11 protein-coding genes are annotated in these 13,136 nt (G+C 62.4%); 9 read left to right on the top strand and 2 right to left on the bottom strand.

The window, feature by feature from the left end; all coding sequences use genetic code 11:
• Positions 1-9 precede the first annotated feature (9 nt).
• The 5 genes from nusA to truB all read left to right on the top strand — a co-directional run bounded on the left by nusA (position 10) and on the right by truB (position 6,293).
• Positions 10-1,086 (top strand): transcription termination factor NusA, encoded by a 1,077-nt coding sequence (gene nusA, locus QP828_RS02625; protein ID WP_241227329.1) that lies wholly within the window; start codon positions 10-12, stop codon positions 1,084-1,086.
• A gap of 49 nt (positions 1,087-1,135) precedes the next feature.
• Entirely contained in the window at positions 1,136-1,393 is a 258-nt protein-coding gene (locus tag QP828_RS08775; RefSeq protein WP_367881876.1) for a YlxR family protein, read from the top strand.
• A 127-nt stretch (positions 1,394-1,520) separates the two neighbouring features.
• Positions 1,521-4,583, top strand: a complete 3,063-nt coding sequence (gene infB, locus QP828_RS02620) for a translation initiation factor IF-2 (protein WP_274733145.1) — start codon at positions 1,521-1,523, stop codon at positions 4,581-4,583.
• Between the two features lie 98 nt (positions 4,584-4,681).
• Complete coding sequence (gene rbfA, locus QP828_RS02615) at positions 4,682-5,215, top strand: 30S ribosome-binding factor RbfA (RefSeq protein WP_274733147.1); 534 nt, start codon at positions 4,682-4,684, stop codon at positions 5,213-5,215.
• Complete coding sequence (truB, locus tag QP828_RS02610; RefSeq protein ID WP_274733148.1) at positions 5,193-6,293, top strand: tRNA pseudouridine(55) synthase TruB; 1,101 nt, start codon at positions 5,193-5,195, stop codon at positions 6,291-6,293. The genes rbfA and truB overlap by 23 nt, the downstream gene beginning before the upstream one ends.
• Positions 6,294-6,369: 76 nt before the next feature.
• Here the strand turns inward: truB and QP828_RS02605 are convergent, their stop codons facing one another.
• Together QP828_RS02605 and QP828_RS02600 are read right to left on the bottom strand one after the other, a co-directional pair.
• Entirely contained in the window at positions 6,370-7,269 is a 900-nt protein-coding gene (locus tag QP828_RS02605) for a DUF4862 family protein (protein WP_274733150.1), read from the bottom strand.
• A 23-nt stretch (positions 7,270-7,292) separates the two neighbouring features.
• Positions 7,293-8,246, bottom strand: coding sequence for a carbohydrate kinase family protein (locus QP828_RS02600; RefSeq protein WP_274733152.1), 954 nt, complete (start codon positions 8,244-8,246; stop codon positions 7,293-7,295).
• A gap of 241 nt (positions 8,247-8,487) precedes the next feature.
• On the opposite strand from QP828_RS02600, the gene QP828_RS02595 reads away from it, so the two are divergent.
• The 4 genes from QP828_RS02595 to QP828_RS02580 all read left to right on the top strand — a co-directional run bounded on the left by QP828_RS02595 (position 8,488) and on the right by QP828_RS02580 (position 13,094).
• On the top strand, positions 8,488-9,477 hold the full coding sequence (locus QP828_RS02595) for a bifunctional riboflavin kinase/FAD synthetase (protein WP_274733154.1): 990 nt from the start codon (positions 8,488-8,490) through the stop codon (positions 9,475-9,477).
• Between the two features lie 62 nt (positions 9,478-9,539).
• Positions 9,540-9,920 (top strand): phage holin family protein, encoded by a 381-nt coding sequence (locus tag QP828_RS02590; protein ID WP_126134650.1) that lies wholly within the window; start codon positions 9,540-9,542, stop codon positions 9,918-9,920.
• A gap of 199 nt (positions 9,921-10,119) precedes the next feature.
• Positions 10,120-10,389, top strand: a complete 270-nt coding sequence (gene rpsO / locus QP828_RS02585) for a 30S ribosomal protein S15 (RefSeq protein ID WP_016442511.1) — start codon at positions 10,120-10,122, stop codon at positions 10,387-10,389.
• 275 nt (positions 10,390-10,664) lie between these two features.
• The gene (locus QP828_RS02580; protein WP_274778449.1) at positions 10,665-13,094 is read left to right on the top strand and encodes a polyribonucleotide nucleotidyltransferase; all 2,430 of its coding nucleotides are present in this window, start codon (positions 10,665-10,667) and stop codon (positions 13,092-13,094) included.
• Positions 13,095-13,136: the final 42 nt, after the last annotated feature.

The raw sequence follows: 13,136 nt of genomic DNA, 5'->3' as shown, positions 1-13,136 counted from the left end.
ATCGTGGATATTCAAATTCACATGAACGAGCTGCGGGCCCTGGAAAGTGAACTTGGTCTGAGCTCCGATGTACTCGTCGAAGCAATTGAAGATGCCTTGCTGCACGCCTATGCACGGGTGCCCGGTGCGATTCGTGGGGCTCGGGTCGATATGGATCGGCGCACCGGAAAAATCGTGGTGTGGGCCCCGGAAATTGATGACGAGGGTAACGTCGTCGGTGAATTCGATGACACCCCGCACGATTTTGGGCGCATTGCAACGGCGACGGCGAAATCCGTTATCGCCCAGCGACTCAAGGAAGCCGAAGCGAATCGCGTTCTTGGCTCTTTTAAAAATAAGCAAGGTGACATTATTTCCGGCGTGGTGCAGGGCCGGGCTGGGCGCGATAGCTTCTCCCGTGATCTCCTCGTGGAGGTGGGGGATCACGAAGCTATTTTGCGAGCTGAAGAACAGGTTCCGACCGAACATCTCAATCGGGGAGATCGTATCCGCGCCCTTGTCTTGGACGTAGTGGTGACCAGCCGCGGCGCTTCTATTCGGCTCTCGCGTACCCACCCGGATTTTGTGCGCCGTCTCTTCGAACTGGAAGTGCCTGAAATTGCTAGCGGGACCGTGGAACTTGTGGCGCTCGCGCGCGAAGCGGGGCATCGCTCCAAGCTCGCCGTGTACGCTGAGGATCCGGAGGTCAATGCCAAGGGTGCATGTATTGGTCACAACGGGCAGCGCGTGCGTGCGGTTACCACGGAGCTGGGCGGAGAAAAAATTGACATCGTTGACTACAACGACGACCCGGCGGTCTTTATCGCCGCGTCACTGTCCCCCGCGAAGGTAACCCGGGTGGATATCATCTCCGCGGAGAAGCGTCAGGCACGGGCCATCGTTCCCGATGGGCAGGCATCCCTCGCTATCGGTAAAGAAGCGCAGAATGTGCGCCTGGCAGCTAAGCTCACCGGATGGTCCATCGATATTCGTAAAGAATCCGATGTGCAAGAAACTCCCGCTGTGGAAATTTCCGATGGTGAACCAACCAGCGGAGCTGAACACGGGGAAGATCACGCGGCACAGTCGCATGATGACGTGCGCTAGTAGCATCTTGCCGCTAAAATAGATAGGGTGTGAATTTCGAGGCGGTGGGATGATGGCTAAAAATCCGCGCATGTGCGTGGGGTGCCGTCAGCGTGCCGCCCGGGAGGATCTGGTGCGCTTAGCGCTAACCGATGCGGGAGTTGTTGTGGATAAAAAGCAGCGGCTGCCCGGCCGGGGAGCGTGGGTGCACGCCCGCCCTGACTGTCTAGCCAGGGGAATGCGGACAGGACAACTTGCGCATGCCTTTCGCTGCGCCGTCGTTCTTCCTCCGCATGCCGTAACAAAAGTAATCAGTTCGCTCGCGTGAGCGGAGCGAAAACCCGAGACCAAGAAAGCGGGTTGGAAGCTGATGGGCACCCGATGAGTACCCAACGATGAACAACCGGATTTAACGGGTCCGCGCGCACTTTTGCCGGGCCCAACGAAGGAGAACTGTGGCAAAAGTCCGCGTCCATGAACTCGCCAAAGAATTGGGGGTGACCAGCAAGAAGCTGCTGGCCACACTCAAAGAGAACGGCGAATTCGTCAAATCTGCCTCGTCCACCATTGAGGCACCTGTCGTGCGTAAAGCACGTGAATACTTTGAAGCGCATCCCGAATTGGTTGAATCCAAGGGGAGCGGTAAGCCGGCACCGCGCAAGCCGGTCCGTAAGCACCCCGTGGCACCCGATGCGGTGGATATGCCCGCCGGTTCAGCCTCGATTGTCGATGTGACGGCGCAGGCGAAGGCTGCCGCGAACTCCGGGGATGCCGGAACTGCTGCCGGTACTGGTACCGGTGCACCCAAGCCCGGCCCGAAGCCGGCTCCGGCCAAACCTCATTCGAATAGCGCCGCGGCGCCCACTCCGACTGCGGTGGCAGGCGCTGCCGGAACCGCTAGCGGCACTGGCGCTGCTGGCGCGCCCAAGCCCGGCTCCGCAGCTGGCGCGCACGGCGGTGCGGCTCCGAAGCCCGGCAAGCCGGGCCCGCAGCAGGCGGCACCGAAACCGGCTCCTAAGCCCGGCGCGCCCGCACCGTCCGGAAAGTCTGGGGACACGGGATCCGCGCACGGCTCCGATGCCGCGCATGGCGGCGGAAAGTCCCATGAAACTGGGCACGCCGGCCGTTCCAATATTCCTACCCCGCGCGGTGCGGTGAAATCCGCCAAGGCCGCGCGTGCCGAAGCCGATCAGCGCACCCCGCGGCCCGGGAACAACCCCTACGCCACCTCGCAGGGTATGCCCCGTCCCGGTGGCGGGCGCGGCCCGCGGCCCGGCAATAATCCATATGCCACCTCGCAGGGTATGCCCCGTCCCGGTGGCGGGCGCAAGAGTGCGGGTACTCCGCGCCCTGGTGCACATCAAAACAACCACGGTGGCGGGCAGCGTTCCGGTGGCGGGCGCGGGCACGGTGGTTCGCGTCCCTCGCCGGCGATGATGCCTAACCAGATGGCCGGTGCTCCTTCCTCAGGGCGGGGCGGTCGCGGTGGTGGCCGCGGGCGTGGCCCGGCTGGTGGCGGTCAGAATCGCGGCGGTCAGGGTCGGCCTACGGGTGGTTTCACCCGCAGTGGCGGGCGTTCGCGCGGCGGTTCCACCGCTGGTGCTTTCGGGCGTCGCGGAGGTGGCGGCGGCCGCAAGTCCAAGCGGACCCGGCGCGAAGAATACGAAGCACAGTCCTCGCCGATGCTTTCCGGCGTCCAGGTTCCTCGCGGGGATGGCTCCACGGTGGTGCGCCTGCGTCAAGGGGCTTCGTTGGCGGACTTCGCTGAGCGTATCGGTGCTTCCTCTGCGGCCCTCATTACTGTGCTCTTCCGCATGGGTGAAATGGCCACGATGAACCAGTCGCTGGATGAAGATACCTTCAAGCTGCTGGGCGCCGAACTCGGCTACGAGGTGGAAGTTCTCTCCGCCGAAGATGAGGATCGCGAAATCCTGGAGAGCTTCGACATCAACCTCGAAGAAGAAGAGCTCCTGGAAGACGAAGAGAACCTCAAGCCGCGTCCCCCGGTTGTTACCGTTATGGGCCACGTGGATCACGGTAAAACGAAGCTCCTCGACGCTTTCCGCCATTCACGGGTGGAAGGTACCGAATCAGGCGGTATTACCCAGGCCATCGGTGCTTTCCAGACCGATATCGAATACGAAGGCGAAACCCGGGCAATTACGTTCATCGATACCCCCGGTCACGAAGCCTTCACCCAGATGCGTGCCCGCGGTGCGGATATTACCGATATCGCGATCCTCGTGGTTGCCGCGGACGACGGCGTGATGCCCCAGACTGTGGAAGCTATCAACCACGCGCAATCCGCGGGTGTGAAGATCATTGTCGCGGTCAATAAGATCGACGTGGAGGGCGCTAATCCGCAGAAGGTGCGCAGTCAGCTCACCGAATACGGACTCATCGCCGAAGAATACGGCGGGGACACCATGTTCCTTGACGTGTCGGCTAAGCAGCGTATCGGTATCGACGATCTCCTCGAAGCCATCCTCTACGTTGCAGATGCCGAATTGGAGCTCAAGGCTAACCCGGATCGCACCGCGCGCGGTGTTGCTATTGAAGCCAAGCTCGATCAGGGTCGCGGCTCGGTTATTACTGCTTTGGTGCAGACCGGTACGCTGCGGATCTCCGATCCGATTGTGGTGGGTATTGCCCACGGGCGCGTGCGCGCGATGTTTGATGCCAGTGGCAACCCGGTCAAGGAAGCTGGTCCTTCTATGCCGGTGCAGGTCCTCGGCCTGGATGCGGTGCCTTCCGCGGGTGATGCTTTCCTGGTGGCGGACGACGAACGCACCGCACGCCAAATCGCAGAACAGCGCGAGTCGGCCCAACGGGCGGCTTCCCTTGCCAGGCGGCGCAAGCGTGTCTCGCTGGAGAACCTCGGCGACGTCCTCAAGGAAGGCAGCGTCGAAACGCTCAACCTTATTATCAAGGGCGATTCCTCCGGTGCCGTGGAAGCATTGGAATCCTCGCTCCTCGATATTGAGGTCGACGACGAAGTGGCGCTGCAGATTATCCACCGTGGCGTGGGTGCCATCACCCAGAACGACGTCAACCTCGCGACCGTTGATAACGCCGTCATTATCGGCTTCAATGTGCGCCCGGCGGAACGCGTGGCGGATCTGGCCGAACGCGAAGGCGTGGAGATGAAGTTCTACTCGGTCATCTACCAAGCCATCGAGGAAGTGGAAGCGGCCCTCAAGGGCATGCTCAAGCCCGTCCTCGAAGAAGTCCAGTTGGGCAGCGCCGAAGTGCGCCAGCTCTTCCGTTCGGGCAAGGCCGGCACCATTGCCGGTTCGATTGTCCGCACCGGCGCGATCAAGCGCGGGGCGAAGGCACGGTTGGTGCGCGACGGTGTCGTGGTTCAACCCGAACTCGAAATTGTCTCGCTGCGCCGCGAAAAGGACGATGTCACCGAAGTGCGCGAAGGCTACGAATGCGGTATTACGCTCGGCTATCGCGATATTCACGAAGGCGACATTATTGAAACCTTCGAGATGCAGGAGAAGGCCCGTAGCTAGGGGTCTGTCCTGACTGTCCTGAGGAATGGTGCGGCCCGCCGGCTCGCCACTGGCGCTGGCGGGCCGCACCGTATCCACCAGCAATAAAGGAGACGAAGATGGCTAATCCCCGTGCGGAACGGGTGGCGAAACGTATCCAGCAGATCGTGGCGCAAACCATTAACACCCGTATGAAAGACCCGCGCCTGACCATGGTGACTATCACCGATACCCGGGTAACCGGCGACCTCCAGCACGCCACCGTATTCTTCACGGCGATCGGGCACGAACACCAGGTGAAAGACGCTGCTCGCGGACTGGAGGCGGCTAAGGGTGCGCTGCGTTCGGAAGTGGGTCGCCAGCTCGGTTTGCGCCTCACCCCGACCCTGGAATTTGTGGCAGACGAACTGCCCGAAGGTGCTCGCACCTTCGAGGATGTTCTGGCCGCGGCGCTGCACCGTGATGCCGAACTGGCGCGCAACGCGGAGGGCAAGGAATACGCGGGGGAGGCTGATCCCTACCGCAAACCCCGTGAGGTAACGGAGGACGACGGCGCCGCAGCACCGTCAGACTCTGAGGCTCCGTCGCTTCCTCGTGCGACATCTGCTCCGGAAGCATCTCATGAAACCGATGCGCCAGAATCCGTGGCCTGAGCTGCCGCGCGCGCAGCATCCGGCGCCGAGCGGCGTCCTGGTTATTGATAAACCCGCCGGAGTGACGTCCCACGACGTTGTCGCGGCGCTGCGTCGTTTATGTGCCACCCGTAAAGTCGGGCACGCCGGTACTCTTGACCCGATGGCCACCGGGGTGCTCGTGGTGGGCGTCGGCGCAGGTACCCGTCTCCTCACCTACCTGAGCGGGGCTGATAAAGACTACCGGTCCACGTTTACGCTCGGCATCGGCTCCGATACCGAGGACTGCACCGGTACCGTCACGTCCACTCCAGGTTTTTCCGGTACGACGGCGCAGCTTGACGCTGCTCTCTCCTCCCTCCAGGGTGATATCTCCCAGGTGCCTTCGGCGTATTCGGCCAAGAAGATCGCTGGCAAGCGGGCCTATGACCTGGCTCGAGCTGGCCAGAAGGTGGCGCTCGAGGCGGTGCCGGTCCATATTGCTCGGCTGGAGCGTAGCGGGGAGCTTCGGTGGCGCCACGTGGAGATCGGTAGCATAGCGGCGCTGGATGGTGCGGCTCTGGGGGATGGGATGCATGAGGTAGAAGCTCGCGCACCATCTGTGTCGGTTGCCGATGTTGATGTGGAAGTGAGCTGCTCTTCGGGCACCTACGTCCGTGCCCTTGCCCGGGATACCGGGATAGCGCTGGGAAGTGCGGCCCTCATGAGCGCGCTGCGACGCACCCGCGTGGGCGGCTTCAGCCAAGCCGAAGCGGTGAGCATAGCGGAACTAGCACAACTGGTAGAGAGCGGGGCACAGCCCCCTGTTATCCCGCTGGCGCAGGTGGCGGTTCGTGCGCTGCCGACGGTGCAGATTGACCTAGCCGAAGCTGAATCCGTGCGCCACGGCCAATTCCTTCAGGCACGGGGGAGAGAAGTGACGCCTGCTGGAGGAACGGTGCCGGAGGATGAGCTCGCCCCAGAGGTACATGCAGACGATTCCAGGGCAGGAAGTGAAGCTGGCACCGTCGCCCTGCTGCGCGGCGATGACCTCGTTGCGGTTGCGCGCCGGCACGGGGATACCTTCCGGCCGGCCACAGTATTCCCCCTCGGCGTGTAGGTGCATAAAAATCCCCGCGCCGGTGCCGTGAAGGTTACCGGCGCGGGGTGATGCACGCGCTAGCGATAATGTGCGGTTAGTTCGCTACCGCGGCACGGTGGATATGCTCAAGCATGGCAACGCGCTCAGGCAAAGAAGCATTGGCTGGCACGCAGATCTTAGCCCCCAGGTACCGCGCCCCGCCCTCGCGAGCAGCATTGGCGCAGCGGGTGATTTCTTCCGCCGTCATAATCGACGTCGGCTCGTCGGTCTGCGAGGGCAGATGTCCGTCAATCCAGGCGTAGCCGTACTGGGTTTCTGCCGGGCCCGCTCCGGAGAACATGAGACCGGCAAGCACACCCGCCTCGCCGCATGCCTTGATATGCGCGAAAGCCGTGTCCGCGCTGCGTTCTTCGAGTGCGGAGCGCCCCCAGTTGATGTGGATACCCAGGCTTAGCTCCTGGCAGAGAGCAATTTCTTCCTCGAGGGCAAGGAAGCCCTTTTCCGGAGCCTGACCTTCGATATAGCGGTCACAATGCTCGATCACGGGAACCGCCCCGGACCAATCCCACTTCGCTAGCTCGGTAAGGGAGGCGCGGAAAGCTGCGCCGTCGGCCTGCTTTGTGGGTGCTGAATGGAGCTGCACCTTCGTGATGACGGGGCGGCCACTGAGCTGGGCAAGGGAAGCAACGGCGTCCCGAATCTTGCCCGTGAAAGCGAGGGCGGCCGCGCGGCCCTCCTCGTCGGGGGAAGCCAGTCCGAAAGCTGGGTTTTTCCCGACGTTCTGCATGGTTCCGGGAATCGCGGTAATTGTGTTAAGCGTCCAGTGCGGGGCGATGACATCCGCGATGGACTTGGCATCGCTGGCCAGGACTCCGGGGAAAGGAATCTCGATTCCGGAGACCCATTCCTGCTCCGCCAGCAGGTGATAGTAATCGGGCTGCGAGGCGGGTTCGGGGAGCGAAGCATACGCCCCAACAACGAAGGGGAGTGTCATTTATTTTCCTTCCAAAATAATACTTAACGTAGCGCCGGGTCGCCGGTGCGAACAGTGTCTACCTCCGCGGGAGTGGGGGAGTAAGCACCGTCGTGGCTGACGGTCAGCCCCGCCGTAATAACCGCCTGGTGCAGGGCCGGGCGCACGTCGGAGAAATGGGCTGCACGCAGGCGCTGCTTGGCTTCCACCGATCCGAGAAGCCCGGCCTCCATGAGTCCGGCCAGCATTCCGGCCATAAACGAATCGCCGGCGCCCACGGTGTCGCCCAGCTCCACATTAAGCGGATCGACGACGAGCATATCGCGCTCCCCAGCCAGCTTGACATAAGCGCCCCACGGCCCGCGGGTTACCACCACCATGCCCGGCCCGGAGGTGACCCAGCGCCGCATGATTCGCTCTACCGGCTCACCGGGATAGAGCCACTCGAGATCCTCATCGGAAGCCTTGACCACATCGCACAGTGCCACCAGTTCCTCAATGCTCTCCCGCACCTTTTCGGGAGAACCCATGAGATCCGGGCGGGCATTCGGATCATAGGAAACGGTGCCGGTGAGGGCCTGGCGTTTGACGGCACGCAAAATCTTCTTGCTCGAGGCACCCACCACCGCAGAGTATGAGCCGCAGTGCAGGTGACCCACCGTTTCCGGGTCCGGGATCTCGGGGAAGTCCGATTCGACGTCGAACTCATAACTTGCCCGGCCCTCCGCGTCGAGGAAGGCGCTCGCGGTGGTGGTGCGGCTGGCGCCGTCGGACCCGGGGACGATATCCACCCCCATGGCGGCGGCCTGCGCGGCGATACGTTCCCCTCGCTCGTCACGCCCGAACCAGGTAGCGAGTTCTACGTGCTGGCCGAGCCGGGCAACACCGGATGCCACATTGAGAAGTGAACCGCCCACGACCTCGGTGCCGGGTCCGGTTTCCCCTTCACGGATAATAATGTCTACAAGTGCTTCACCGGCGCTCACAAATCGTGCCATTGGTGTGCCTCCCATCGCCACAGCTATCCTGCGCGCAGGTCCGGGGCACCGTAACCTGGCTGCCCGACGCTGCGCACGCTTTCTTCGCGTACCAGTTTATCTGGAAAATCACCGGGATTTTGGGGCATACGGGGCGCGGGAGGCCCCGCGCCATGACAGAAAAATGTCAAGCCCGAGCGCGCAAAAAATTCTGATTTTTGCGCAGGTTGGATAACGGTGGGAATAAGCTACCCTGGAGAACGTGCAGATTTGGACATCTCCCTTAGATATTTCGCCGGATTTTGACCGGAGCTTGGTGACCTTCGGGGTGTACGACGGCGTCCATCGTGGACACCGCGCCGTTCTCACCCGCGCGGTTGATATTGGCCGGGAACTCGGCTGGCCCGTTATTGTTCTCACGTTTGATCCCCATCCCGCCACCGTCCACCGCCCCGAGGCAAATATTCGTCTCGTCATGAGCCTGCAAGATCGCATTAATCGCATTGAGACGCTGGGTGCGGATGCGCTCTACCTCCAGCGTTACGACGCCGCCTACGCCCGTGCCACCGCCGCGGAATTTGTGCGGAACCAACTTGTGGGCCAACTCCGGGCCGGTTTCGTTGTGGTTGGGCACGATGCTCGTTTCGGGGCGGGGAATACCGGAGATGAAGCGGTGCTGCGTCGCCTCGGCACCGAGCTGGGTTTCGGTGTGGAAATCGTAGGTGACCGCTGTGACGCGGCGGGTGAACGGTGGTCCTCCACCCGGGTGCGCGCCGCGCTTGCTACCGGCGATGTCGCTAGCGCCGCGCAGATCCTAGGGCGCCCGCACCGTATCCACGGCACCGTGGTGCACGGGGCACGGCGCGGGCGTGAATTGGGATTCCCCACCGCCAACCTGAGTGGCGATGAGCTGGGTGAAGTGCCTGCTGATGGCGTGTACGCCGGATGGCTAGTGCGCCGCGTTTCGGGAGGCAGCGCCGAAGAATACCTCCCGGCAGCCATATCCGTGGGGACCAATCCGCAATTCGATGGCCAGGAACGTACCGTGGAAGCCCACGTGCTCGGGCGTAGCGACCTCAACCTCTACGGGGAACCCATCAGTATCGATTTCGTCTCCCGTATCCGCCCCATGCTCACTTTTGCCTCGGTTGATGAGCTGCTGAATCGTATCGACCTGGACGTTTTAGAAACCGCGGACCGCTTGGGCGTTCCACCCGCCGGGCGTGTCCCACCCGGGGCGGTGCGGGCCTAACAAGCCGTCGGCGCCGTTAGCACCGCCGAGAAACCACAGGGCGCATTCGCTAGGGTAGGTGCATGAGTACATTCGCTCTTCGCGTCGCTATCAATGCTGTTGCGCTGTGGGTAGCCACGTTGGTTATTCCCGGTCTGGCAATGGTGGGGGAGGCCCCCGATACGCTCCGCCTCATTGGATGGTTCGTGGTGGCTGGCCTCATTCTTGCCATCCTCAACGCGGTGATCCGCCCAATCTTGAAATTCCTCTCATTCCCGCTCTATATCCTCACTCTCGGACTCTTCTCCCTGGTGATCAACGCGGCGATGATCTCGCTCACCGCCTGGGCTTCTCAGGACTTGGCGGTGCACCTGGTGGTAGGTAGCTTCTGGGCGGCACTCTTCGGCGGGATCGTGGTCTCCCTCGTCAATATGGTGCTCAGCGGTTTCGTGGAACGCTCCTAGCTCCCGCCATCGACCAGCTACCCGCCATCGACTAGTAAACGGAAAGCGGGGAAGGCCACACCCGCACTGGCGGGGACGCCAGTGCGCGGCGTCGTCGCCGTGTGCTAGAATTTTCAGGCCGTTTACATCGGCCACGGTAGCGTCATGCCTGGGAGAACATGCCCCGGAGCTCCGTGCAACGGAAACTAAGGAGAATCGCATGGCCCTCAAGCCTGAAGAAAAGCAGAAGATCATTGCCGAATACGCCACGCACGAGGGCGATACCGGTTCCCCCGAAGTGCAGGTGGCCCTGCTCTCGGCTCGTATTTCGCAGCTGACGGAGCACTTCCGCTCGCACATCCACGACCATCATTCGCGTCGTGGTCTCATGCTTCTTATCGGCCAGCGCCGCCGCCTTCTCAGCTACCTCGCTGAGGAAGATATCGAGCGGTACCGGTCGCTGATCGCACGCCTCGGCTTGCGTCGATAAGTACTTAAAGCGGCTCGGGTTTTATCCCGGGCCGCTTTCCGTATGTCCGCAGGCGTGAGAAGCTGCTCAGCATCGCCGCAAGTGAACTGCGTGCGGCGCTCAGCTGCTTGCTCGGACACTACGATAGAAAGGGTGTGGCGCGCCTGCGCACCCCAATATGTGGAGTACCGCGAACGTGGTCTTCGGTGATGGTTGACGAAGGCGGGAACAACTCTGGCCCGTTTTCGTGAATTACCACTGATGGCCGCCTCGCGGCCGAAATAAAAGGAGGTCCCGTGGAGGGTCCCAATATTCATAGTGTGGAAGCCGTTGTTGATAACGGCTCCTTTGGAACACGTACCATCCGTTTTGAAACCGGGCTGCTTGCCCAACAAGCCAACGGTGCCGCCCTGGCTTACCTAGATGGAGAAACCACCGTTTTCTCCGCCACCACCGCCTCGAAAAGCCCGAAGGAACATTTCGATTTCTTCCCGCTGACGGTGGACGTGGAAGAACGGTCCTACGCGGCCGGTAAAATTCCCGGCTCGTTCTTCCGTCGCGAAGGTCGCCCCGGTACGGATGCGATTCTGGCCGCCCGCCTCATCGACCGCCCGCTGCGCCCGCTCTTCACCAAGGGCATGCGTAACGAAGTGCAGATCGTGGAGACGGTCCTCTCCATCCACCCGGATGATGCTTACGACGTCCTCGCGATTAACGCCGCGTCCCTGTCCACCTCGCTGACGGATCTGCCTTTTGCTGGCCCGGTCGGCGGCACCCGCGTGTCCCTCGTGGACGGGCAGTGGATCGCCTTCCCGCGCTGGTCGGAAATGGCGCGCGCCACCTTCTCCATGGATATTGCCGGGCGCATTGTTGGGGACGACGTCGCCATCACCATGGTGGAGGCCCAAGCTCCCGAACAAACGGAAGCGAATGTGGCCGCCGGTGGTATTGCCCCCACCGAAGAGGTTATTACCCAGGGCCTGGAAGCCGCCAAGGGCGTTATCCGCACCCTCTGCGAGGCGCAGCGCGCGCTCATCGAAGAATGCGGTAAGCCCACCGCGGACTACCCCTTCTTCCCGAATTACACCGAAGCCCAATTTGAGGCCGTCGGGAATGTTCTGGGTGATCGCTTCAATACCATCCTCGGAATTGTGGACAAGGTGGAGCGCGATACCGCCCTCAATGACCTTACCGATCAGATCGTTTCCGAACTGACGGTGCCCGCCGATGCCCAGTTCAATCTGGAAGAAGACGGCCCGGGCCTCGCTGCCGCGGTCAATGACCACTTCAAGGAGGTTATGCGCCGCCACGTCCTCACCGAAAACGTGCGGATGGACGGGCGCCGCCCCACCGATATTCGCTCGATTTCCGCGCAGGCTGGCGTGTTGCCGCGCGTGCACGGCTCGGCGATCTTCCAGCGTGGTGAAACGCAGATCCTCGGGGTGACCACCCTCAATATGCTCAAGATGGAGCAGCCGCTGGATAATCTTTCCCCGATTACCCACAAGCGCTACATCCACCACTACAACTTCCCGCCCTATTGCACCGGCGAAACCGGGCGTGTGGGCAGCCCCAAGCGCCGCGAAATCGGGCACGGGCACCTGGCCGAAATGGCGCTGGAATCCCAGCTGCCCAGCCGCGAGGAATTCCCCTACGCGATCCGCCAGGTCTCCGAGACGATGGGCTCGAACGGCTCCTCCTCCATGGGTTCCGTATGCGCCTCGACCATGTCCCTACTCAACGCCGGGGTGCCGCTCAAGGCACCGGTTGCCGGCATCGCCATGGGTCTTATCTCCGCCCAGATCGACGGGGAAACCAAGTACGTGACCCTCACAGATATCCTCGGTGCGGAAGACGCCCTGGGCGATATGGACTTCAAGGTGGCCGGTACCCGCGAGTACGTGACCGCGCTCCAGCTGGACACCAAGCTGGACGGCATCCCCGCGGAGGTTCTTTCCGCGGCGCTATCCCAGGCCCGTGATGCCCGCCTGGCCATCCTCGATCTCATGAACCAGGCCATTGACGGCCCCGATGAGATGGCACCCACCGCTCCGCGTATCCTCACCGTGAAGATCCCGGTGGACAAGATCGGTGAGGTCATCGGTCCCAAGGGCAAGATGATCAACCAGATCCAGGAAGATACCGGCGCGGAAATCACCATCGAAGACGACGGCACCGTCTTCATTGGCGCCGCCGACGGCGTTTCCGCGGAAGCCGCTCGTGACACCGTCAATTCCATTGCCAACCCGCAGCTTCCCGAAGTGGGCGAACGCTACGTAGGTACCGTGGTCAAGACCACCACCTTCGGCGCGTTCATCTCCCTCACCCCGGGGCGCGACGGCCTCCTCCACATTTCCCAGATTCGCCGCCTCGTGGGTGGCAAGCGCGTGGAAAACGTGGAAGATGTCCTCAACGTAGGCGATAAGGTCGAGGTCGAAATCGGTGAAATCGATGACCGCGGCAAGATCTCCCTGGAAGCGGTGGTTCCGGAAGGCGAAGCAAACGCCGAAACGGAAACGTCCGAGCAGGGCGAGCACGGTGAAGCGGAGGAAAGCGCCCCGCGCCAGAACCGTTCGCGTTCCCGTTCGCGCCGGCGCACCGAGTCTTCGGCGCCCAGCGCACCCTCGACCGACGACTCCGATGCTGACTCCAGCTCGAGCCGCGGTTCGCGTGGAAGTCGCGGTTCGCGGCGGCGTCGTCGCACCGTTCACACGGACGAAGACTAAAACCCGCGCCCACGGGCGCTAAGGTACAGTGAGCTCCCCGAA

The organism is Actinotignum sanguinis, assembly GCF_030230305.1.
Lineage (GTDB): Bacteria > Actinomycetota > Actinomycetes > Actinomycetales > Actinomycetaceae > Actinotignum > Actinotignum sanguinis.
Note: the sequence above shows the minus strand (reverse complement) of the source record. Positions and strands in the feature narration are given on the sequence as shown.